Origin of the sequence: Cloacibacillus sp. (genome assembly GCF_020860125.1) — a bacterium.
In the GTDB taxonomy this organism is placed as follows: Bacteria; Synergistota; Synergistia; order Synergistales; family Synergistaceae; genus Cloacibacillus.
The window spans coordinates 1-22749 of sequence record NZ_JAJBUX010000015.1 but is presented as its reverse complement, the minus strand read 5'-3'; the positions used below and the strand labels follow the sequence as shown (position 1 = coordinate 22749).

At 52.7% G+C, this 22749-nt stretch carries 21 protein-coding genes; 6 read left to right on the top strand and 15 right to left on the bottom strand.

The features are described 5' to 3' along the window. Window positions 1-54: 54 nt before the first annotated feature. From LIO98_RS01805 to LIO98_RS01735, 15 genes are all read right to left on the bottom strand, one after another. A complete protein-coding gene (locus LIO98_RS01805) occupies window positions 55-1287 on the bottom strand; it encodes a benzoate/H(+) symporter BenE family transporter (RefSeq protein ID WP_291952753.1) in 1233 nt (410 codons plus the stop codon). Window positions 1288-1432: 145 nt separating this feature from the next. Further along, window positions 1433-2281, bottom strand: a complete 849-nt coding sequence (locus LIO98_RS01800) for an FAD binding domain-containing protein (protein ID WP_291952751.1) — start codon at window positions 2279-2281, stop codon at window positions 1433-1435. A gap of 15 nt (window positions 2282-2296) precedes the next feature. Then, window positions 2297-4633 carry a xanthine dehydrogenase family protein molybdopterin-binding subunit gene (locus LIO98_RS01795; RefSeq protein ID WP_291952749.1) on the bottom strand — a complete coding sequence of 779 codons (2337 nt, stop codon included), beginning with the start codon at window positions 4631-4633 and terminating at the stop codon, window positions 2297-2299. Then, window positions 4633-5112, bottom strand: coding sequence for a (2Fe-2S)-binding protein (locus tag LIO98_RS01790; protein WP_291952746.1), 480 nt, complete (start codon window positions 5110-5112; stop codon window positions 4633-4635). Before LIO98_RS01790 ends, LIO98_RS01795 begins: the two co-directional genes overlap by 1 nt. Window positions 5113-5148: 36 nt before the next feature. Beyond that, window positions 5149-5934 (bottom strand): selenium-dependent molybdenum cofactor biosynthesis protein YqeB, encoded by a 786-nt coding sequence (gene yqeB, locus LIO98_RS01785; protein WP_291952744.1) that lies wholly within the window; start codon window positions 5932-5934, stop codon window positions 5149-5151. Window positions 5935-5945: 11 nt separating this feature from the next. Next, complete coding sequence (locus LIO98_RS01780; RefSeq protein ID WP_291952742.1) at window positions 5946-7166, bottom strand: tRNA-dihydrouridine synthase; 1221 nt, start codon at window positions 7164-7166, stop codon at window positions 5946-5948. Between the two features lie 93 nt (window positions 7167-7259). Continuing rightward, complete coding sequence (locus tag LIO98_RS01775) at window positions 7260-7661, bottom strand: cupin domain-containing protein (protein ID WP_291952740.1); 402 nt, start codon at window positions 7659-7661, stop codon at window positions 7260-7262. A 45-nt stretch (window positions 7662-7706) separates the two neighbouring features. Next, window positions 7707-8408: a DUF2848 family protein gene (locus LIO98_RS01770; RefSeq protein ID WP_291952738.1), complete on the bottom strand. Its 702-nt coding sequence runs from the start codon at window positions 8406-8408 to the stop codon at window positions 7707-7709. Between the two features lie 202 nt (window positions 8409-8610). After that, window positions 8611-9258: a GntR family transcriptional regulator gene (locus LIO98_RS01765; protein WP_291952736.1), complete on the bottom strand. Its 648-nt coding sequence runs from the start codon at window positions 9256-9258 to the stop codon at window positions 8611-8613. Between the two features lie 243 nt (window positions 9259-9501). Beyond that, on the bottom strand, window positions 9502-9993 hold the full coding sequence (locus LIO98_RS01760) for a DUF6672 family protein (protein ID WP_291952734.1): 492 nt from the start codon (window positions 9991-9993) through the stop codon (window positions 9502-9504). A 2-nt stretch (window positions 9994-9995) separates the two neighbouring features. Further along, entirely contained in the window at window positions 9996-11087 is a 1092-nt protein-coding gene (locus LIO98_RS01755; RefSeq protein ID WP_291952732.1) for an ABC transporter permease, read from the bottom strand. Then, window positions 11087-12133, bottom strand: coding sequence for an ABC transporter permease (locus tag LIO98_RS01750; RefSeq protein ID WP_291952731.1), 1047 nt, complete (start codon window positions 12131-12133; stop codon window positions 11087-11089). Before LIO98_RS01750 ends, LIO98_RS01755 begins: the two co-directional genes overlap by 1 nt. A 25-nt stretch (window positions 12134-12158) precedes the next feature. After that, complete coding sequence (locus tag LIO98_RS01745) at window positions 12159-13769, bottom strand: sugar ABC transporter ATP-binding protein (RefSeq protein WP_291952729.1); 1611 nt, start codon at window positions 13767-13769, stop codon at window positions 12159-12161. Between the two features lie 188 nt (window positions 13770-13957). Further along, window positions 13958-15148 carry a DUF3798 domain-containing protein gene (locus LIO98_RS01740; RefSeq protein WP_291952726.1) on the bottom strand — a complete coding sequence of 397 codons (1191 nt, stop codon included), beginning with the start codon at window positions 15146-15148 and terminating at the stop codon, window positions 13958-13960. An 88-nt stretch (window positions 15149-15236) separates the two neighbouring features. Next, window positions 15237-16343: an aminopeptidase P family protein gene (locus LIO98_RS01735; RefSeq protein ID WP_291952724.1), complete on the bottom strand. Its 1107-nt coding sequence runs from the start codon at window positions 16341-16343 to the stop codon at window positions 15237-15239. 422 nt (window positions 16344-16765) lie between these two features. Between LIO98_RS01735 and LIO98_RS01730 the strand changes: the two genes are divergently transcribed. From LIO98_RS01730 to LIO98_RS01705, 6 genes are all read left to right on the top strand, one after another. Continuing rightward, window positions 16766-17971, top strand: a complete 1206-nt coding sequence (locus LIO98_RS01730; RefSeq protein WP_291952722.1) for a DUF3798 domain-containing protein — start codon at window positions 16766-16768, stop codon at window positions 17969-17971. A gap of 190 nt (window positions 17972-18161) precedes the next feature. Then, window positions 18162-18974, top strand: coding sequence for an adenosylmethionine decarboxylase (speD, locus tag LIO98_RS01725; protein WP_291952719.1), 813 nt, complete (start codon window positions 18162-18164; stop codon window positions 18972-18974). Window positions 18975-18983: 9 nt separating this feature from the next. Then, complete coding sequence (locus LIO98_RS01720; protein ID WP_291952717.1) at window positions 18984-20447, top strand: aminotransferase class I/II-fold pyridoxal phosphate-dependent enzyme; 1464 nt, start codon at window positions 18984-18986, stop codon at window positions 20445-20447. 13 nt (window positions 20448-20460) lie between these two features. Continuing rightward, the gene (gene speE / locus LIO98_RS01715) at window positions 20461-21312 is read left to right on the top strand and encodes a polyamine aminopropyltransferase (RefSeq protein WP_291952715.1); all 852 of its coding nucleotides are present in this window, start codon (window positions 20461-20463) and stop codon (window positions 21310-21312) included. Next, window positions 21313-22158, top strand: coding sequence for an agmatinase (speB, locus tag LIO98_RS01710; protein ID WP_291952712.1), 846 nt, complete (start codon window positions 21313-21315; stop codon window positions 22156-22158). Between the two features lie 19 nt (window positions 22159-22177). Then, window positions 22178-22525 (top strand): TIGR04076 family protein, encoded by a 348-nt coding sequence (locus tag LIO98_RS01705; RefSeq protein WP_291952710.1) that lies wholly within the window; start codon window positions 22178-22180, stop codon window positions 22523-22525. Window positions 22526-22749 lie beyond the last annotated feature (224 nt).

The window sequence follows — 22749 nt, the reverse complement described above, 5'->3', positions numbered from 1 at the left end:
TTCGTGCAATACCGCAAAGATAAGCGGTATTGCACGAAATATGTTGATAAGCTCCTAATCCAACGGCGATACCATCGAATCGTAGTCTTTTTTCTCCAACAGAAGAGTTATTACCGTACCGGCAAAGAGAGCCCAGAACGCGGAACCTATTCCAAAGAAGGTCACTCCGCTGGCTGCCGTAATGAATGATGCAAAGCTGCCGAACTTAAATTTGCCTGATCCAAAAGACTCCTGCAAACCACCGATAATCATTCCTATCAGCGTAAGGCTGACGACCATATTTAATGCTTCGGCAGGAATGGCCGCAAGGAGCCCTATTGTAAATTTAGCAAATATTCCGGTAAGGGCAAACGCAATACCACACCATACGGCGGCCACATAACGCTTGTCCACGTCACCGCAGTCATCACTTCCGGCCCACGCAGTCATCGGCCCGGCTATGTTGCAGTTGTGCCCGCAGAAAAACGGGGCGATGATCCCTCCGATACCGCTGATAACAGTGATCGCATTTACTGGCGGCTTCTTACCTATTTCAATCTGAACACCTATGGCCTGCATATTCTCAGCACAGACAACTAACAATCCAAGAGGAACGCCTATGGAAAGCGCCGCTTTGATGTTGAACGCAGGCATTACGAACACAGGTTTGGCGATGGAAAAATCAAGAGGGATCGGCGCGAGTTTTCCCATTACTATCGATGCGACAAATACCGCAACCAACGTACCTACCACAGCCGGTACCCTCTTAAGGAATTTTTTACAGATAACGAAACCGATTACCCCAAAGGCACATATTACTGGAGCCGTCTTAAAAGATGTAACACATTTGGAACCCCATCCAAAAAGAGTACCGGCAACCATCGCCATCATAACGGCGGCGGGGATCTTTCTGACAAGCGTTCTTACCGTTCCGGTTAGACCTAAAAGCAAATCGATCAGGCCCGCGACCAAAAAACCGCCGACCATTTCCGGCAGAGTGAAATTACCAAGTACCTGCGCAAGCGCCATCGCTCCTGGAATAGACCACGCACCAACAATGGGGAGTTTATAGTACAACGCCATTATGCAGCTTATTATACCTCCGCCGACATAGACCGTCACTAACCAGCTCTCCACTATATCTGGCGGCAAATTCGCCACGGAACAGGCCTTCTGGATAAGAGGGATAGCTATGATTCCAAAAACGAGGCCGTCTATTATACCGTTGCTCACATTTGCAAAGTTTTGATCTCCCCAGAAAGAACGCAGCCCTTCGCCAAAACCTGGTCCTTTTTCCCATATCGCCATTCAATACCAACTCCTCATCAAAAATTTGAACAGACTTTAGTGCTTCATACGCGATTACTTATAAAGATAGATAAGCAACGCCAGCGGCACTCGGCGTGAAAAGCCGGCAATTTTCACACAGAATGCCGCCAACAGTTAAGTTACATTACTTCTTGAGTGCCTCAGACAGACACTTTTTCACATTTTCATAAACCATGTCTTTTCTATATTCTCTGCTGCCGCGCACGTCGGTAATCGGCACCGCTTGGTCGGCTGAAATAACAGCTATTTCTTCTGTAACATCGTCTTCTATCTTGGCTCCGGTAAATTTTTCAAGGCTTTTTACGAAAATAGGGACTGGACCAACGGCTCCAAGTGCGACCCGGACATACCCAATCGTATCGTCGCTCTGACAGACATCAACCGCCACGCCGACCGTCGCCAAGTCCATTCCCACACGCCTGCTGTGTTTTGCGAACGCGGCGCCGCTTCCTTTGGCGGGATAAGGTACGAAAACCCCTCTCAGCAGCTCTCCCTGCTGTAGAATCGTTTTGCCAGGACCGACAAAGAATTTCTTTAAAGGACAGCGTTTTTCGGCATTTTTTGAAATAATTACTGCCTCGGCATCATATACGATGAGAGGTAATACCGTATCGGCGGAGGGAGCGGCATTGCAGATGTTGCCTCCGATCGTGGCCATGTTCCTGACCTGCACGGACCCCACCTTGCCCGCCGCCTCGGCGAGAATCGGCAGCTTTTCCGCGATAACATCGTTGTACTGTACCGTATCCATCGTGGCACCCGCCCCAATGAAGAGTCCATTTTCACACTGAGATATCTCTTTAAAGCTTTCTATATTACGGATATCCAGCAGATCCATATCCGGGTGACCGATCTTCTTCCACTTGGCGATAAGATCCGTCCCTCCCGCCAATACCCGCGCATCTTTGTGTTCGGAGAGATAATCGAGCGCATCAGACAAATTGTTAGGCGCAAAATAAGTGACGTTGAACATAGCAGATTCCTCCCCCTAACCTCTGACCTTAGAGGCCTTCTCTTTTTCTTTCAGCGCCTTGAGCATCTTTTCGGCGGTTATTGGAAGTTCTTTGAACCTTATCCCCACCGCGTTATAAATAGCGTTCAATATCGCGGGAGCCGTTGGATTTGTCGCGCATTCTCCTATCGATTTTGCACCAAACCCGGTCGACCACTCAAAGCTGTCCGCAAAGTCCACATCTATTTGGGGAATGTCCGCGGCGGTCGGTATCTGATAGTCAAGGAAACAGGCATTTGCCACTCTGCCCTTTTCGTTATGTTTCAAGTGCTCCATGAGAGCCCATCCGTATCCCTGAGCAATGCCGCCCTGCAGCTGTCCTTCAAGTGCCAATCGATTTATCGGCTGACCGACGTCGTGAACTGCGTATATATTAGATACCTTGATCTGTCCGGTTTTGGTATTTACCTCTACCTCCGCAACATGGCACCCGAAGGCATAGCCGCCGGAGACATTGTTGTACTTTGTTTCGTCGGGATATTCGACGCCCGCGGGGGTAAAGTGTCCGATTCCCAGAATATGCTGTCCTGGAAAATCACAGACATGTTTCCACGCCAGCTCGGCAAATGACGCTCTTTTAGAGGGATCTTTTACGGAAACGACTGAGCCGTCCTCCAACTTCAATTCATCCTCAGGAAGGGAAAGCATCTCGGAGGCAAGTTTTATCAGCTTCGCCCTCATATCCGCCACCGCCATGTGCATTGCGCCAGTAGCCATGTAAGTTCCACGGCTGGCAAAACAGCCAAGCCCGAACGGCACGATATTCGTGTCGGGATCAGGCACACAGATATGGTCGAGATCCAGTTTAAGCGCGTCGGCGACGCATATGCTCAGCGTAGTCCTTATACCCTGTCCCATATCCGGCTCGTTGCTGTAAATGTAGACTTTTCCCTGTTCATTCATTCGGAGGAGGACGGCGCCTCCCTCAAACGGCTTTATAAACGACCTGTTTCCTGATACATGCACCGCGCCAGCAAGCCCGATTCCTCTTTTGATATCGCCGGCAGATTCATTTTTCTTGGTCAGCTTGTCACGTTTCGCGTGGTAATCAGATTTCGTGATCGCTTTTTCAATGCACTGCTTGATCTCGCAGCTATTGGTCTTCCAGCCATGCGGATTCTTGTAGCCAGGAACGGCGAGGTTGCGGTAACGTATTTCATCCGCACCGATTCCCAGCATTTCGGCGACTTCATCAAGATGCATTTCGTGCGCAAGGTGCATCTGCGTGTTGCCGAAGCCCCTGAAGCATCCGGTGGGCACTTTGTTCGTATAAACCAGGTCGCAGACAGAATGCAGGACCGGAACCTGATACATAATATTGATACGATACATGGCCGTCAGCGCGATCGGCGCTCCGTAAGACGCATACGCGCCGTTGTCGGCAAGGATATAGGTACGTTTGCCAAGGTACTTGCCGTCTCTGTCCCAAGCCGTCTTGATCTTGAAATACATCGGTACGCGCGGAAGCCCGCACTGAAAATCCTCAATTCTGTCTAAGAAAAACCTGACTGGCTGCTCGGCGTATTTCGCAAGCAGCGCGCCGAGCGGGTGTACCTGCTGCGAGAGCTTGGCGCCAAACCCGCCGCCAAAATAGGGCTGTACGATCCTTATCTTTTCGACCGGGATGCCAAGCGCTACGGCGTAATCATTCCTTGACCAGGTAGGCGTCTGGATACCGGCATATATCGTAAGGTTACCCTTACTGTCCCAGGTCGAGATACCGCCCATAGGTTCTATATAGGCCTGATATTCAAGCTGAGTCTCATATTCGCCTTCATGTACCAAATAGGCGTTTTTAAAGACAGATTCTATATCGCCGCGCGGAATATCAAAATGATGGTTTACATTGCCGGGAAAGTCCTCATGTATAACGGGAGCTCCCTCTTTCATCGCGTCATGCATTGACAGTACCGCCGGCAGCTCTTCATATTCAACCTTTATCTTTGAAAGGGCCTCTTCACATGCCTCTTCATCCACACCGGCAACCGCTGCAACCTCATCGCCGACGAAGTTTACCTTATCGACGGCAAGCAGATATTCATCCTTTGTAACCGGGCCCCACTTGTTCTGCCGAACGTTTTTGCCTGTGAGCACGCATTTGATTCCAGGAATCTTCTCCGCCGCCGAAGTGTCCACCGAAATGATCCGCGCATGAGGATAGGGACTGCGAAGGGCTCTTCCATGAAGCATCCCGGGAAGGGAAAGATCGCTTACATAATTGGTGCGCCCCGTAACCTTGTCATACGCGTCAATATAGGGCTGTTTTGTACCTATTACCGAATACACGCCTTTCTCAAAGCGGACTTCAGCCATCACGCCACCTCCCTCATCCGTTTTGCGGCTGTCCTCACCGCCTCAAAGATTTTTTGATAACCGGTGCAGCGGCAAAGGTTCCCGGTAAGCCCATAGCGTATCTGTTCGTCTGTGGGGTCGGGATGTCTCTTCAGCAGCGCCACCGCCGACATGACCATACCGGGTGTGCAATACCCGCACTGTATGGCCCCAGCGTCGACAAAAGCCTGCTGTACGGGATGAAGTCCGCCTTCGGAAGAAAGCCCCTCTATCGTAATAATTTCCGCTCCTTCAGCCTGTACCGCAAGGACAAGATATGAAGTGACCGTCTTTCCATTCATTAACACCGTACAGGCACCGCATTCTCCCTCGCCGCACCCGATTTTAGTTCCTAATAGACCTAGCTTCTCGCGCAGCGCCTGCGCAAGCGTCCAATTTGTACGTACCTCTATTTTTTGAGGTTTTCCGTTCACAATAAAATTTAGTTCCCGCGTCTCCATTGCATTCATCCTCCTGACACTTCAACTGGAGTTACATCAACAATTTCTGAGGACCGCCTCTAAAACTCCTCCGGCAATCGCCAGCGCCTTATCGGTGATTGAAAAACAATGCTCCCGGACATCGCGGGGGTCGACGTCGCCTATCTTCAAACCTTCTGTAAGATGAACCGACGGGTGTATCAACCCTCTGAGCGTTCCGCGAATTTGTGCCCGGACCTCTTTCTTCCCAACTGTTCCAACTACATCCCCAGCCTCCACATGATCGCCAATCTCCGCATATGGCGTCAAATACCCTACGGCCGGCGCCCTTAAAAGGCGTTCTGTGGTATAGCCCATCTCCATACCGGGGATACCCGTATTCGGGATAGCACCGCCCTCTGAAATTAAGCGGCCAAGGTAGTGTCCACGTTTGGTCTCAACAACGTAATGAACATCAACCTTGGCCGTAAATCCTGGCCCAATTCCGATAACCAGCGGGGCCATATCTATCGTCGTTCCGGTATTTCGTTTAGCCATAATGGCGTCGACAAGTAAATCCGGACGCAGTTTTTTTATCGAGTCACCCTCCGGATCTACCAGTACGGAGACATCTCCGACCACAAATACCTCATCCGCGGACGATATTTTTTTCACCGGCATCCCATCGATGACGGCGCTTCCATTAAAGACGGCAGAGGCGGCCGATACTGTACGCCTCACCACAAGCGGCGTGCGCGTTTCAAGCGAAAGAACTCGAAAACCGCTTCTCCACAGCCTGTAGATGATCCCCGTCGCAAGATCTCCGCCCCCGCGAACGATGGCAAATCTGCCGTCTTTTGACATCTTCTATCCTCTTAGTTAAAGTCACCCAGATAGACAGGTACTTCGCCCTTCATCTCAATCGCGTCCTTCGGACAGAGCGCGGCGCAGAGACCGTAGCCGTCGCACTTATCCGGATCGATGTAGGACTTCTTTTTGCCGTTGACATCAACGATCTTTATCGCATCATAGAAGCACCAGCTCGGACAGAGACCGCAGCCGATACACTTATCCTGACATACTGCGCTGATCGCCGTATGCTCGCGGTCTACCTTGTCCCAGGTGATTATCTGAGGCAGGGTGATGCCGCGGAGCTTGTTGATATCGTCGATATTGTGGTCGACAAGATACTTTTCCACGCCATCAAGGAAAGTCTTAACCTCGCCGAACTGTTTCGGGCCGTACATGATCGCCGTGCAGGTCTGCACAGTGGTCGCGCCGCACATGATGCACTTGATCACATCTTCCCAGCTGAAGATCCCGTTAGTCGCAGAGATCGGCATTCCGGTCGCCTCAGCGATCTTCGCGATCCACTTGAGAGTTATCGGCCTCATCCATGGGCCGCCGACACCGGCGAATCCACCGTGGAGGATCGGGCGTCCCGTTTCAATATCCACATCAAGAGCCGAGAAACGGTTAACAACCGTGAAACCCGCCGCACCCGCGCCCTTACAGCGCTGCGCCACATCAACGATACTGACGGCCTCACTGGTGAGCTTTACAAATACCGGAATCTTAACGGCTTCGCAGACGATACGCATCACTTCCGCCGCCGCTTCCGGCGAATTTCCAAGCTCCTGCCCGCTCTTGTAGCCAAGATCCTTGGGATGCGGGCAGCCAAAGTTGAGTTCAAGCATCGGCAGGCCTAGATCCTCCATGCGTTTCGCCAGCTCAATCCAGCTCTCCTTTGAATTTCCCGAGATGCTGCCGACAAGCGTGCAGCCGCGTTCGTCACACGCCTTCTTCGCGGCAGCCATCTCCCGCATCCATTCCTCGGTGTTGTAGGTGGCGAGAAATTCGCATGAATAGTTGGAGTAGTTGTGGGGCCAGCCCTTCTTATGGAGGACCGTAAAGCGCGGCGAGACATATTTCTGCGCGAGAGGCTCGGGACTGTAGGTCTTGGCGATTACGCCCCCCGCTCCCGACTCGGCGCAGCGGCGCATATATTCGCCGTTCTTGCTCGGAGAAGCCGAGGCGATGACCATCGGATTTTTAAATTTAACGCCGCAGTATTCTACAGAAAGGTTTGGTTTCATAATATTTTTTCTCCTTCAAATATCAAAGATGAGAATAAAGAGGCGTTTATGCGTCATATAAACGCCTCTTATTAATAAGATAAACTCGTTATTTTATCTGGGTGCGCCGAGTTTATTCTTAAGGAGCGAACATTCTGGGTCAATCGGCTTCCCGGGGTCCTGATAACGGAACTCCATCGTCATGCAGCCGAGGGGAATGCTGTAAGGGCCGTGTTTCATACCGGGAAGGCGTGAGCCATAGTAGCCTTTGCACATTGTGATGTTTTTGTCAGTATCGGTCAGATAGCCGTCTACCACGTATATCTCTTCACAGAAATCATGCGAGAGAACCTCAGGCATCTCTGTTTTAGGCGGGAATTTCAGCAGCCTTGTGTAGTTTCCCGTCTCGGGGTCATAAGAAAGAACTTTCTCCATCGTACCGTTATAACCGCCCTCTACCAGCCGCCATTCTCCGTGAAGATCCACATCGCGAATTTCGTATTCCTGCTTTGCCATAACAAAAGCGCCTCCTCTGATTTTGTTTATATATGGAAAACTTATTTAATTGCCTTTATACCAGGATGACTTGCAGGTCATCTCATAGACGTTGCCCAGCCTGCGGCCAAGGATCGGATCCTCAAGCTCTGTCTCAAAATAGGGGCTGTAGTCTGCTTTAAAAAGAGATGCGACGGTTCCCGAATAGAGGACCAACCCATCTGTGTCATTCGGATCACAAAGGAGTTTCTTCGCCCTCTCCACAAGATCCGCCGCGTCCAGCATGGCCGTCAGCTTCGCCTCCTGGAAGAGCTTTCTCTCTCCGTCTACCTTTATCCAGCTGCGCAGGGTGATGTCGTCCCAGTGGTCAATAACGTCGCTCAGCTTCCAAAGTTCCTTGCTGATGGTATTGGGATATATCTGTTTTGCCTTTGGTATGTCCACAGTTTCAAGTTTGCGGTCGGTATGGTCGCTGCCGACGCCAACATATATTTCGTCTTTAGCAAAAAAGAGGGCAAATTCCGCTTCTCCCGAGTGGTCTGTCTCGTCAAGAACTTCAAATCCTCCTGACTGCGTAATTTTATCGATAAATTTCACAAAGTAGACAGGCGTTTTGTCGGGTGCTGGTATTCCCTCTTCTTTCAACTCATCGATATGTGCCTGAACCGCTGCCTGATCGCGCCCGGTATAGCCTGCGTTGATAATATGCTTCGGGATAAAATCGATTACCTTTTCTTCTCCGCTTTTCGCTAAAACTTTAAACTTCACAATACCTACTCCTTTCAAACTTTATATCGCTTTATAATATGCAATTTTATTAAAGGGATATGTTTTTCTTATTTGCATACAAATTATCTATTTTGGATGCAAATTTGTCAAGAGCATACGTTTTTATAAAAACAAAAAAACGGAGGAACCATTTTGATTGGCTCTCCGCTTTAACTTTGCTGTTCTATCTTTATTTTTATTTTTAATTTGTGATACGTTCTTCTAAATCCCTTATCAAAGCCGCATAACTATGTTCCAGATGCTCTTTCATCGCGAACTTAATTTTCTCTGCATCTTTGTTCCACAGCATATCTACCAGGTGCTCATGTTCCTTTATCACTTCGTGCCAATGGTCTTTTCCTTTGAGCACCAGTAATCCCATTCGCAGCACCTCGTCCTGGACGGTGCTCCAGAATCTCAGCAGCCTTTCGTTTTTCATGCTTTCGACCACAAGGTAATGGAACTTCAAATCCAGCGTGGTAAATACGTATTCCTCCGTAGCTGATTTCATCTCATTTAATATCGAGTCCAACTGACCGGCAACCACCCGCGGTTCCCCGTTCTTTAGCATTTCGTCTATGGCGGCATATTCCATTAAGTTTCGTATTTGGATGATCTCGTGTACGTCGGCGATCGTGACCGGGCGCACCTGCATTCGTTTCCCCTCTCCGGGAACAAGCCAGAATTCCTGCGACAGCCGCTGTATCGCCTCCCTCACAGGCGTACGGCTCACACCGAGGCTTTCCGACAGCTCCCGTTCCTTGAGCACCGAACCCGGGGGATATTTAAGGGAAATTATCCCCCCTTTGATTTTTTCATATACCTGCGCCGATAATGACTTTTCTTCCATTTCCTTTCACCTCGAAAGATAGGATAGCATATCTTTTATATTATTGGTATGCATTTTATATTATTATCTTAATTTATTAGAAAAAATCTATTTTAAAATACACTTCTTATATTTTTATACCAACTCTTCCAAAATTTATCTAGTTGAGTATATAAATATTGACATAAGATAAACGCACGGCATAAAAAATGCTCCCCCGCTGGGGGAGAGCATTCTTTATTTTGTATTGTTCTTATTTGTGCCTTAGTCTGAAAGTACCGGCGCTTCTGTGGAGGGTATAGCCTCCTGCGGAGCATCTCCTTCGCCGTTGCTCTCTTCCACTGCGTTGATGTTAGGTAGCGGAAGTTCCGCGTTAGGTGCGTTTTCGACGATGGCGGGCAGCGAATACATCGTACTCGACACCGATCCCAGGCTTAGTTTGTATTCCACTGTCTTGGTGATTTCTTCGGTGTCTTCGTTGATAACGGTCACCTTGAGCGTATGGCTCGGGCCTTTAAGTTTAACGACGTCGCGGTCGCCGGCGTAGAACTCCATCGCCTTATCCTCGTCACCGTCAACGACCACGTTCATATAGGGGATCTCCTGATACTCGCGGCCTTCGATAGTTACGGTCTTGTTGTCAAGCAGCACCTCGTGCTCCTTGCCGATATAGTAGAGGACAAAACAGAGGAGGACCAGAAGTGCGACCAGCGCCAAACGTATGACCAGCCTCTTTTTATTGATATTGGCAACCATAGCTATTCTCCTCTCAGGCTTCTTCTGGCCTCAACCTTATCACGCTGGCGCTTCCAGGCGTGAAGAACGAGAGCCAGCGCAATGATGCCGTAGGAGACAAAGACGCGGAAATATTCTCCCAACTGCGCCTGTCCGATGAGCTCTTTGCCCGCCATCGGAGAAACGACAAACATCAGGTGGAAGAGCACGACGCCGACAAAGACATTGGCGATAGTCGCGCGGCTGACGGAGGCTCCGCCTATGAGAATGGCGGCGATGGCGAACATACCGGCCTGATCGTGGCTGTTGTAGGTATTCATCGTGCCTATATTCTGGAGAAATATTATCTGTCCGAAGCAGGCCAGCACCGTGGAGATCACGATCGCTATTATCCTCGTGCGTTCCACAGGGATACCGGCCGAATCCGCTACCGCCATATCCTGCCCGATCGCACGCATGTCCTGCCCCAGCTTCGTACGCCGGAACCATATAATGAAGAGACAGAATACGCCGATCAGTATGAATGTCGCCACTGGTACGTCGATCGTGCCGATCTTGAATGGAATGAGATTATCGAGGACGTGACGGACCCCAGTAAGGTTTATCGCGTTGCGTATGCCATATCCGCGTGAGAGGACCAGCTGCGGGTTCGATATCGGGAGGATATTGCCCATACAATAGAGCACGATCAGCTGATAGACTCCGTTGATGAAGAACCCGAGGATATACGACGTCACCATTTCACGGCCCTTTGCCCGGTTGAGGACCGCGCCGCAGATGTAGCCGAGTACTATCGCAATGGGCATTCCCACGATCGCGGCGAGCAGCATTCCCTCCCAGCCGACGACGGCCCAGTCGGTGACAAAGATGAGCCCTATCTGTCCGGCCATCGCGCCAAGGACCATACCAAAGTTAAGTCCCATTCCCGCGAGTATCGGGATGAGCAGCGATAGGACGAGGAAAGAGTTTCTCGCCAGACGCGTGAACATCTCCTGGATCAGGTACGTGGCGGAGAAGCCAGAGAGCGGGATGGCGAGCGCGGAAAGTCCGATAAAGACTATCGGCACCGCGTAGTCGGCCAGCATATTTTTCAGTTCACGATTCTTGTCAGCCATTAGCGTTTCACCGTCACTTTCCTCGTAAGGGCGTAAAGGATCATGCCGTTACTGACAATAATACGAATGACCTCAGACATGTCCGTCTGCATGACGCTGTTAATTACAGAGGGAGTCATGGTCAGTATCCCCTGGAAGAGGAAGGTTCCGACCACGACGTTGACCATCGTCGCCTTATTGACGGAGGCGCCGCCAAGCAGGATCGCGGCAACCGCGGGGAAGGCCATGTAGAAGGGGCCCATGTAGAGCTGGATGAATCCAAAGCTCTGTTCATAGACGAGGATGCCGAGCGCGCCGAGCACCGTTGAGAGGATAACAGAAATGGTGCGCATGCGGTCTACGTTGATGCCGGATGCGCGCGCGAATTCTGGGTTCGAGCCGACCGCCGTCACCGCCGTCCCTATCTTGGTCCTAAAGAAGGCCCATACAAGGAAGGCCACGAAGGCGAAGAAGAGGAACATTCCCACCGGCACATAGAAAAATTCACCTATCTGGATGTTTATGTACTTGCTGAGCGCGTTGAGCCAAAAACCCTCAACGCTTATCGTCGTACGCAGCCCCGAACCGCCGTAACCCCAGATCATCGTCGGGCTCGTGTAGGGAAGGAGCAGCCAGGCTATGCACATTAGGGCGACCGACGAGAAACCTACGTAAGTCGCAATCATCATTTCGTCTCCCTTGACGCGGTTCAGCAGCTGTCCGTACAGCCAGCCGAAAACAACGGCTATGGGGATGGCGATCGCCGCAGCAAGAAGGAAACCAACGCTGCCCCTGATGCCTATCTGAATCGAAGTGACGGCGCCTAGAAGGCCGGCGATGATGCCGAGCGGCAGCCCAAAATTAAGGCCGCAGCCTGACTGGACCATCGGAACCATCGCGAGGACGAGTATCCCGTTCATTCCGATGCGCACAAGCGTATCGGAGAGCGACGCGTCGATCCTTACGCCCACAAAGGGTGCGGCGATAAAGAGCGCGAACAGGAAAAGGGCGATTATTATTCGCGGCCATCCTGCGTTTTCAATAAATTCTTGTAGTTTGTTCTTCATTTTTTGCTCACCTACGTTCCCTTTATCAATTTACGGCAGCTGGTTCTTCGACGTGACCGAGCATCAGCAGTCCGAACTCTTCGGCGGGCGCCGACGCCGGCAGGATGCCGGATACCTTGCCTTCGTTTATTATGGCTATGCGGTCACAGATGGAACGCAGCTCTTCCAGCTCGGAGGAGGTCATGATGATCGTCGTTCCGTCCTCTTCGTTGACCTTGCGCAGCGTATCGAGAACGAGCTTCTTCGCGCCGACGTCAATACCGCGCGTCGGCTCTGAGACAAAGAGTATCTCCGGGTTCACGGCAAAGGCCTTCGCGAGACAGACCTTCTGCTGGTTTCCGCCGGAAAGCTCTATCGCGCGCTGGTTGGGGCCTGTGCAGCGGATCTCGAGGGATTTTATATACTCCCGCGTGCATTCATCCACCGCCTTGTCGTCACGCCACTTGACGAGCCCGCCAAGCAGCTTTTTAATAAATTTTTCCTGCACCTGCATCGCGGTGAAGGTTATATTCCAATCGATTCCCTCTTCAAGCAAAAGCCCTACGCCTCTGCGGTCTTCCGAAACAAAGGCCATACCCTCTTTCAGAGAGGCGTCAGGGTCGTTGAGCTTTATCTCCTTGCCGCGCAGGAATACTTTTCCGCCCGCGGCGTAGAGCCCCATGATACCATTGGAGATACCAACCTTTCCCTGTCCGGCCAATCCGCCGAAGCCGAGGATCTCGCCCTGACGGACCTCGATAGATACGTCGCGTACCGTCTCTCCGGGCATGTCGACCCAAAGATGCTCCGTACGCAAAATGACCTCGCCGATCTTTTTCTCCGTCTTTTCCGCCTTTTCCTCTTCCGCTTTGTCGCCTTTTCTGTCCACCATCCAGGCAGCTATCTGACGGACGTTGGTATCCTTCGTGTACGCTTCCTGTATGACGCGGCCGTCACGAAGGACGATGAGCTTGTCGCAGAGATCGATGATCTCCTGGAGTCTGTGTGAAATAAATATTATTGCGATACCCTGTTTGGAAAGTGTTTTGAGAGCCGAAATGAGGACCGTAGCTTCGCTTTCGGCGAGGACCGCCGTAGGTTCGTCGAGGACGAGAAGCCTCGTCTTGCTTCTGTCTATTTCGCGCGCGATTTCGGTAAACTGCTTATGACCTACCGGCATTTCGCTGATCAGCGTTTCGGGGCTAAGGTCGACGCCCAGCGTCTTAATGGCCTTCTCGGCCCTTGACCTCATATCCGGCCTGTTGAGCGTCATCAGTCTCTCTCCGAATACCTCTACTAGCGCGTTGTACTTGACGGATTCCCTGTTCAAAAGAATATTTTCCGTGGCTGTAAAGCCCGGGATCAGAGAAAACTCCTGATGGACCATTCCGATGCCGGCTCCGAGGGCGTCAAGAGGGTCTTTGAAACGAACCTCCTGCCCTTCGATAATAATTTTCCCCTCATATCCACCCGTCTCCTGAATGACCGGCATCCCGAAGAGGATATTCATCAAGGTTGATTTTCCCGCGCCATTTTCTCCGACCAGCCCCATTATCTCTCCGGGCCGCAGTGAAAATGTTACACCCTGAAGAACCCGGTTGCCGAAATATTCTTTTCCGATGTTCTCCATCTTCAAAAGGGGAATTTCCATGGACATACATTTCACCTCTTAATTTACCTAAAAATATATCTCTGTCGTTTCACTTTAATGGACAAAGCGTAATGTATCTTAGCGGTTTTTACTTAAAAACTCAAGAAGAACTGCCATCCGGAGTGTGTCCTTACTTTACAAAAGTCTTTCCGGCGCAAAGCGCCGGAAAGACTTTATGGCATTGCCTTGATACGCTACTTAAGTTTGATATACTTCTCAGGAACCTTTTCCTTGGTTACGCCCATGTAGCCGCGTCCAAAGACATAGGTATCCTCATAGACGAGGACGAATTTCTTTATCTTCATCTGCTTCGCCATGTCAAAGTAGGGAGCGCCGTTCCACTCCGCGCCGGGGGTATACTTGTCGTAGCACTTCCAGAGGTCTTTAAGGTTATAGAGCTTCGCATTGCCTTCGGTTATACGCTTGCCGTATTCGGCGAGGGCGCAGACGGTGCTCCAGCCGTATGAGTAGGGCCATGTTCCCATGCGTCCCTTGCCGCCGGCGGCGATTACGGTCTTTTCGACCTTCTTCATGATCGCGGGCCAATCTCCGGCCTCATTCTTGAGGTCGATGCCGAAGGCTCCGGGGTAACCCATAAGCGGTGAGGGAAGGTCGGGCTCGACAAAGATCGCGCCCTGCTTGGCAACCTGCTTAAGAAGCGGTTCGGTCTGAGCGTCGTTAGTGCAGAAGAAGGCTGAATCCTTGCCGTACTTCTGTACCCACGCGGGAACCTTTTCAAGGATGAACTGCTGCGCTCCGGCTACGCCTACGTCGCTCGTGGGGTCGGGAGCCGTCTCAAAGGCAAACTTCAGTCCGAGATCTTTGCAGGCCTGCTCCATGATCGCGCGGCGGCGGGAAAGCAGCTCGTAGCTCATGTGGCGCGGGAAGGAGATATGGACGAAGGTCTTAGCGCCAAGCTTCTTCGCGGTGTTGATGATGAGATATCCGCGCATGATGTTGTCGACGCCGATCGCGAAGTCCGCGGTGCTTGTGATAACGTTCGGGTCTTCCTGCGGCTCTCCGGCGAAGCAGAGGATATCCTTCCTCTTCTCCTTAACGCGGCGGAAGGCTTCCGTCGTTCCGGGGATCGCGTCGTCAACGACGATGACCTTTACCTTAGGGTCGTCGGCAAGACCGACTATCTGGGAGATCGTCGTCTCCATCTCAGACATAAAGTTGTCAGGCATTGTGACATGTTTGATCATGCCGCCGTTTGCGACATCACCGTATTCCTTGATAAGCCGTTCGGCGCCGCGGTAGGTATCTTCGGCCTGGGAAACGGTAAGCGTGGCGACTCCGATGTGGAAGGGAGCATCGGCGAAGGCCGCCGTCGCCAAAAATGACGCGGTAATCAATGTGAAAAGAAAGACAGTTGCTCTTCTCATGGTAAATCGTTCCTCCTCAATTTAGGTACATATATGGAAAACACGGAAGGGAAACTATACAGATGTCCCTTCCGTGTCTTTCAACAGATCAGTCCCCGCATACCGTAAGTTCGCGGGTAAAGTGGTTCAGTGCCTCGCCGCTGCCGTCGGGGCGCACCGCTACAAGGTTCTCTATGCGCACTCCGAACTTGCCGGGGATATATATTCCAGGTTCAACGCTGAATACGTTGCCGGGCGCAAGTGGAACGTCGTTGCCTTCGATCATGTAGGGGCTCTCATGTACCGCGAGGCCGACTCCGTGTCCCACGCGGTTGAAGAAAAACTCCCCGTAGCCCGCGTCGATAATGACCTGACGCGCCGCGCGGTCGACATCCTGCCCCGTCGCGCCGGGTTTAACGGCGGCCTCGCCTGCGGCCTGCGACCGCTTCACGATCTCGTATATCTTTTTCATCTCTTCCGTGGGCGTGCCGGTAAAGAGGGTGCGTGTCGTATCTGAGCAATAACTCTTATATCTGCCGCCGAGATCGAGGATGATGATGTCGTTCTCGCCGATGAGACGCTCTCCGCCAGAATAGTGCGGCATCGAACCGTTAGGGCCGCTTGCGACGATCGGGCTGAAGGACATCTGGATGACGCCCTCTTCCTCGAAGAACTCAGGGATCATCTTCGCCACATCGCGCTCCTTCATGCCGGGACGGATAAACTTCTGGAGCTTCGCGACCACCTTGTCGACGATACGCGACGACTCGCGCATCAGTTCAAGCTCTTCATCATCCTTCTGTGACCGCTGTCCGGCAAGCAGATCCACGCCGTTGACCATCTCCATCGGCATCGAATCGCGTACCGCCAGCATATCCACCGCGCGGACTCCGTCGTTGAAGGCTATCTTGCCGCCGACGACGCCGAGATGCTCGCAGCCGCGGCGAAAGGCCCCGGTAAAACCCTCGTGGTCGTTCCATTCCGCATAGAAGGGGACGTCTCCGAAGGCGTTGACGATCTCCTCCTTATAGAGGAGCGGGGTCATCGCAAAGCAGCGCGCGTCTTTAGCGACCATCAGGCCGCGCACACGTTCGTCCGGATGAGTATCAAGACCTCCGATGTATTCAAGATCTGTGGAGGGGCCGATATAAAGCGCGTCAAGCCCTTTATCCCTCAATGTACTCGCCAGACGTTCAACTCTTTCTTTCTTTATCATAGTAGACAACTGCCTCCTGTAAGGATATTTTTCAGTGGTCTTATAGGCGATTCTACAAAAAACAGAATGTAAATCACATTATTTTTTATTACTTAAATTACTGATATATCGGGTAACTAAAAACACTATCCAAATAGCCTCAAAAACTGGCCCGGATCTGTATATGTCTTTATATTAAACCACGTACGGAATATGTCAAGCACTGAAAATTTTTACTATACAACTTAAAGGTTTACTATTTTAATTAGTTATACATTACGTTCAGCTGATATATAAGAACTCTTTTTTATTGACATCCGTGAGACAGGTAGTCTATAATCTGGCTATCTGCTGCGGCAGACGCACGCTTCCCAGAGATTGTTTACGTGAAAAATTAAGTGCACAGTTTCGAGACGCGGCAAAAAAACTTGGGAGGAATCCTCATGAAGAAAGCTATGCTTTTATTGTTTGCGGCGTTGCTTGCGCTCTTCGTAAGCACAGCGGCAATGGCAGCCGAGGCACCGTTCCACATCGGAATAGTGACCGGAACCGTATCACAGAGCGAAGACGACCTTCGTGGAGCAGAGCTGATGATCAAGAAATACGGCGATGTGGCAAACGGCGGTATGATTCAGCACCTCACCTATCCCGACAACTTTATGTCGGAGATGGAGACCACTATCTCACAGATCGCCGGACTTGCCGACGACCCCAAGATGAAGGTCATCGTCGTCAACCAGGCTATTCCGGGAACGGCGGAAGCTTTCCGCCGCGTTAAGGAGAAGAGGAAGGATATCCTCTGCTTCGCCGGCGAAGCCCATGAAGACCCGAACGTTATCACATCCGTCGCTGACCTTGACGTCAACGCCGACTTCGTATCACGCGGATACCTCATCATCGACACCGCGAAGAAGCTCGGATGTAAAACCTTCGTCCATATCTCCTTCCCGCGCCACATGAGCTACGAGACTCTCGGACGCCGCCGCGCGATCATGGAGCAGGCCTGCAAAGACCTCGGACTCAAGTTCGTCTTTGAGACGGCTCCCGACCCCACGAGCGACGTAGGCGTGGCCGGAGCTCAGCAGTTCATCCTTGAAAAGACACCGGCATGGGTCAAGAAGTACGGAAAAGACACCGCCTTCTTCTGCACCAACGACGCCCACACAGAACCGCTTCTCAAGCAGCTCGCGAAGTTCGGCGGATACTTCATCGAAGCCGACCTTCCCTCACCGCTCATGGGTTACCCCGGAGCTTTCGGGATCGACCTCCAGAAGGAATCCGGAAACTGGCCCGTCATCCTCAAGAAGGTTGAAAAGTCAGTCTCCGACGCCGGCGCAAAGGGCCGCATGGGAACCTGGGCCTACTCCTACGGCTATACGAACAGCGCCGCACTCGCCGAGTTTGGCAAGCGCATCGTTGAAGGCAAAGCGAAGCTCGGAAGCAAGAAAGACCTCCTCGCCTGCTACGCCGAGTACACCCCCGGCGCGAAGTGGAACGGCCAGAACTACACCGACCTCGGAACCGGCGTCACCAAGAAGAACATGATGCTCATCTACCAGGATACCTACATCCTCGGCAAGGGCTACATGAACGCCACCAACGTCAAGGTTCCCGAAAAGTACCTGAAGATAAAGTTCAGCGGCAAATAAGCAGAACAACATTTGTAATACCAAAGACCCGCGGGCAGCCGCGGGTCTTTGGTATGCGGAACCACTAAGCAAACGTTTGCACAGACCTTTGACAACGCGCTCTTTTATATGTATAGTTCTAATTTAACTGCGGCGTCATTTGCCGCGAAAAATATAAAGCCTCGGCTTGAGAAGGGACGTGGGGATAGGGTTGAAAGATAAGATCCAGCTCTATGGATTCAACAACCTGACAAAAACGTTGAGTTTCAACATTTACGACATCTGTTTCGCAAAGACAGACCGGGAAAAGCAGGATTATATCGCCTACATTGACGAGCAGTATAATTCCGAACGGCTTACTAAGATATTGTGCGGCGTCACCGACATCATCGGCGCCTGCATATTGAATATCTCTAAACAGGACTACGACCCTCAGGGCGCCAGCGTCACCATCCTCATCTCCGAGGAATCTGTGCCGCCGGCACAGATCGACGACTCCTGCAACCGCGGCTGCTGGGCGCAGAAGATCAATGAAGAACGCGAAACGGTCGTCACCCATCTGGACAAGAGCCACGTGACCGTACACACCTACCCCGAATTTCACCCAAACAACGACATCAGCTCATTCCGCGTCGATATCGACGTCTCGACATGTGGAAAGATATCGCCGCTGAACGCGCTGAACTACCTCATCGGTCAATTCGACTCCGATATCATCGCGCTCGACTACCGCATCCGCGGCTTCACGCGCGACATAGACGGAAAGAAGTATTACAAGGACCATGAGATAAATTCCATCCAGAACTATATTGACGAAGCGACGCTGCGCCGATATGACGCGATAGACATCAACGTCTACCAGTCGAACATCTTCCACACAAAGATGATGCTGAAGGAGATAAGGCTCGCAGATTACCTCTTCAACATCGATCCCCGCGAGCTGCCTCCTGAAGAACGTCTGTCGATCACCGACCGCATCACGAAAGAGATGCTTGAGATCTACTACGGAATGAATATGTATTAAGTGGGCGCGATGAGAGAAAAAACATACAAACTCGCCCAGGACAGGGCCCCGCTGTTAGATGCGCTTACGGAGTACCGCCAGGGACGCGTGGTTCCCTTCGACGTCCCCGGACACAAGCAGGGACGCGGAACGCCTGAGCTGACGGAATTTCTCGGCAAGAGCTGCCTTTCTGTCGACGTCAACTCCATGAAGCCGCTCGACAACCTCAGCCATCCGACCTCCGTAATCAAAGAGGCGGAGGCGCTGGCCGCCGACGCCTTCGGCGCGGACGACGCCTTTCTGATCATCGGCGGCACCACCGCCGCAGTTCAGGCGATGATAATGAGCGTCTGCAAGCGCGGCGATTCGATAATAATTCCGCGAAACGTCCACAAATCGGCGATCAACGCCCTCATCCTCTGCGGCATCATCCCCGTCTACGTCGATCCCGGCATCCACCCGGAGCTCGGTATCTCGTTAGGAATGTGCGCGGAAGACGTGGAGGCGGCGATCGCCGCCCATCCGGAGGCCAAGGCCGTATTCGTCAACAACCCGACCTATTACGGTATCTGCGCCGACCTGCGGCGCATCACCGAGGCGGCGCACCGCGCGGGAATGGCGGCGCTCATCGACGAGGCCCACGGCACCCACTTCTATTTCGGCGGCGACATGCCGCTCACGGCGATGGAGGCGGGGGCCGACATGGCGGCGGTCAGCATGCATAAAACGGGCGGCTCGCTGACGCAGAGCTCGCTGCTGATAATGAAGCGCGGCCGCGTGAACCCGGATTACGTCCGCACGGTGATCAACCTCACTCAGACGACCAGCGCCTCCTACCTTCTCATGAGCTCGCTTGACATCGCGCGCAAGGCCCTAGCCACGGAGGGAATGGAGACCTTCGCGCGCGTCGTCTCGCTCGCCGAATACGCCCGCGGCGAGATTAACAAGATCGGCGGCTATTACGCCTTCTCACGCGAGATAATCGACGGGAAATATATTTTCGACTTCGACACGACGAAGCTCTCCGTCAACACGCTGAAGATCGGACTCGCGGGCGTCGAGGTCTACGACCTTCTGCGCGACGACTACGGGATACAGATAGAGTTCGGCGACATGGGGAATATGCTGGCGATCATCTCCGTCGGCGACAACCACTACGCGATAGAACGCCTCGTCGCCTCGCTCTCCGAGATAAAACGCCTGCATGGACGAGAAGGGATCAAACTGCTGGATCACGAGTACATCCCACCCGTAGTGCGTATGACGCCGCAGGAGGCCTTCTACGCGCCAAGCAGCCCGCTGCCGATCAGGGAGACGGTGGGAAAGATCTCCGCGGAGTTCGTCATGTGCTACCCCCCCGGTATCCCGATCCTTGCCCCGGGCGAAGAGGTGACACGGGAGGCGCTCGACTACATTCTTTACGCGAAGGAAAAGGGCAGCCTCGTTATGGGGCCGCAGGATATGGAGTTAAACTATCTCTATACTGTAAAATAGGAGGAATAAAACAATGGAATTATGGTACACAGAGGAACATACGCCTACAGTACGTTTTTCGATCAAAATAAAGAAACAGCTCTTCGGCGGCAAAAGCCCCTTTCAGCAGATAGACGTCTTCGACTCGGAGGAGTTCGGGCGCTTCTTCACCCTCGACGGGCTGATGATGCTCACCGAAAAGGATGAATTCATCTACCACGACATGATAGTCCACGTCCCGATGGCGACCAACCCGAACGTCAGGCGCGTCCTCGTCATCGGCGGCGGCGACGGTGGCACGGTGCGCGAGCTCACACGCTACAAGAGCATCGAAAAGATCGACATGGTGGACATTGACGAAATGGTCGTCAAGGTCTGCCGCGAGCTGCTGCCCTTCACCTCCCGCAAGCTCGATGACCCGCGCGTCACCCTCTATTTTGAGGACGGCCTTAAATTCGTGCGCACGGTCGAGGAAAAATACGACCTTATCATCGTCGACTCGACGGACCCCTTCGGCCCGGGCGAGGGACTCTTCACAAAGGAATTTTACGGTAACTGCTTCCGGGCGCTGACGGATGACGGCATCCTCGTCAATCAGCATGAGAATCCTTACTACGATTCATATCAGGCCTCGATGAAGCGCGCCCACCGGCGCATAGAAGACTTTTTCCCCGTCTGCCGCGTCTATCAGGCCCACATCCCCACCTATCCTTCGGGACACTGGCTCTTCGGCTTCGCCTCGAAAAAATTCGATCCGCTCAAAGACCTCGACGCCGCCGCCTGGAACGCCCTCGGCCTTGAGACAAAATACTACAACACAGATCTCCACACCGGCGCCTTCATGCTGCCGAACTACGTGAAGAGAGAACTAGAGCTGACAGACTAGATGGAGACAAATATCCAGGGATTTATCGGCTGCGGCGCCTCCTATACGGAGGCGCGCGCCGTTCTCTTCGGCGCGCCGTTCGACTCCACGACATCTTTCCGCCCAGGCACGCGCTTCGGCCCCGCCGCGATGCGCGCCGAATCCTTCGGGATCGAGACCTACAGCCCCTACCAGGACAGAGACCTTGAGGATTACTCTGTATTTGACGCGGGGGACCTAGACCTGCCCTTCGGCAACGCCGCGCAGGCACTGTCCGCAATTGAGGATACGGCGGCGGAGATCATGGCGGCGGACAAGATCCCCGTCCTGCTTGGCGGCGAACATCTCGTGACGCTCGGTGCGGTGCGCGCGGCGGCGAAAAAATATCCCGGACTGCGCCTCGTCCACTTCGATGCCCACGCGGACCTGCGCACCGGCTACATGGGTGAGGAACTCTCGCACGCCTCGGTGATCCGCCGCTGTCACGACATTCTCGGAGACGGAAGGATATGCCAGTTCGGCATCCGCTCCGGCAGCCGCGAAGAGATGCTATGGTCGGATACGCATACGAGAATGGAAAAATTCCGCGCTGATACCATCGGCGAAGCCGTGAAGGAGATCGGCGATGCGCCGCTCTACATTACGCTCGACCTTGACGTCGTAGACCCCGCCGAGTTCCCTGGCACGGGAACGCCCGAGGCCGGAGGCCTGCGCTTCACGGAGCTGCTCGCGGCTCTCCTGTCTCTGCGCGGCCTGAACATAAAGGCCTTCGACATCTGCGAGCTTTCGCCGCACTACGACCACTCGGGAGCCTCCACGGCGCTCGCCTGCAAGGTGCTGCGCGAGATGCTGCTCGCCTATCTTTAAATATCGGGAGACAGGATAAATGAAAAAGGTCAAAATAACGGTGCTCAAAACCACCTTCGATGAGGAACTGGCGCGCGAATATGGCGCGGAGGGGCTTAGCGCCTGCCCCATGCTCAAAGAGGGACAGACATTCTATGCCGATTACGCGAAGCCGGAGGGCTTTTGCGACGAGGCATGGAAGGCCGTCTACCAGTACGCCTTTGCGCTCGCGCATAGCGCGGGAGAGGGATTATTCTACTACGGTGATTGGATCAGAAAACCGGGCGTGGCGATATGCAGCTGCAACGACGGGCTGCGCCCCGTCATCTTCAAGCTGGAGACTACGGAGGAAGAGTCGCATATCGGCTATGAGCCGATAATAAGATAACCGTAAATCGGCGTTTAGAAGCACGATTCGCGTCATAAAACGGTGGCTCCGGTATCGGAACCACCATTTTATTTAGCAACTCGCACTTCTAAACGCCGATTTACGCAATTGCGGGGAAAGATAAATTGCGGTTTAGCTTCTAGCCCTTGTAGCCTCCCTCTCCGAGGCAGCCAGGGAGCCGAAATCTTTGATTTCGTGCGATTCGGCTGGTAGTTACATCAGAG

Bases quoted from the DNA above. Each gene is read 5' to 3' on its own strand.
- LIO98_RS01805 (WP_291952753.1), bottom strand. From the start codon at position 1,287: ATGGCGATATGGGAAAAAGGACCAGGTTTTGGCGAAGGGCTGCGTTCT.
- LIO98_RS01800 (WP_291952751.1), bottom strand. From the start codon at position 2,281: ATGTTCAACGTCACTTATTTTGCGCCTAACAATTTGTCTGATGCGCTC.
- LIO98_RS01795 (WP_291952749.1), bottom strand. From the start codon at position 4,633: ATGGCTGAAGTCCGCTTTGAGAAAGGCGTGTATTCGGTAATAGGTACA.
- LIO98_RS01790 (WP_291952746.1), bottom strand. From the start codon at position 5,112: ATGGAGACGCGGGAACTAAATTTTATTGTGAACGGAAAACCTCAAAAA.
- yqeB (WP_291952744.1), bottom strand. From the start codon at position 5,934: ATGTCAAAAGACGGCAGATTTGCCATCGTTCGCGGGGGCGGAGATCTT.
- LIO98_RS01780 (WP_291952742.1), bottom strand. From the start codon at position 7,166: ATGAAACCAAACCTTTCTGTAGAATACTGCGGCGTTAAATTTAAAAAT.
- LIO98_RS01775 (WP_291952740.1), bottom strand. From the start codon at position 7,661: ATGGCAAAGCAGGAATACGAAATTCGCGATGTGGATCTTCACGGAGAA.
- LIO98_RS01765 (WP_291952736.1), bottom strand. From the start codon at position 9,258: ATGGAAGAAAAGTCATTATCGGCGCAGGTATATGAAAAAATCAAAGGG.
- LIO98_RS01760 (WP_291952734.1), bottom strand. From the start codon at position 9,993: ATGGTTGCCAATATCAATAAAAAGAGGCTGGTCATACGTTTGGCGCTG.
- LIO98_RS01755 (WP_291952732.1), bottom strand. From the start codon at position 11,087: ATGGCTGACAAGAATCGTGAACTGAAAAATATGCTGGCCGACTACGCG.
- LIO98_RS01750 (WP_291952731.1), bottom strand. From the start codon at position 12,133: ATGAAGAACAAACTACAAGAATTTATTGAAAACGCAGGATGGCCGCGA.
- LIO98_RS01745 (WP_291952729.1), bottom strand. From the start codon at position 13,769: ATGTCCATGGAAATTCCCCTTTTGAAGATGGAGAACATCGGAAAAGAA.
- LIO98_RS01740 (WP_291952726.1), bottom strand. From the start codon at position 15,148: ATGAGAAGAGCAACTGTCTTTCTTTTCACATTGATTACCGCGTCATTT.
- LIO98_RS01735 (WP_291952724.1), bottom strand. From the start codon at position 16,343: ATGATAAAGAAAGAAAGAGTTGAACGTCTGGCGAGTACATTGAGGGAT.
- LIO98_RS01730 (WP_291952722.1), top strand. From the start codon at position 16,766: ATGAAGAAAGCTATGCTTTTATTGTTTGCGGCGTTGCTTGCGCTCTTC.
- LIO98_RS01720 (WP_291952717.1), top strand. From the start codon at position 18,984: ATGAGAGAAAAAACATACAAACTCGCCCAGGACAGGGCCCCGCTGTTA.
- speE (WP_291952715.1), top strand. From the start codon at position 20,461: ATGGAATTATGGTACACAGAGGAACATACGCCTACAGTACGTTTTTCG.
- speB (WP_291952712.1), top strand. From the start codon at position 21,313: ATGGAGACAAATATCCAGGGATTTATCGGCTGCGGCGCCTCCTATACG.
- LIO98_RS01705 (WP_291952710.1), top strand. From the start codon at position 22,178: ATGAAAAAGGTCAAAATAACGGTGCTCAAAACCACCTTCGATGAGGAA.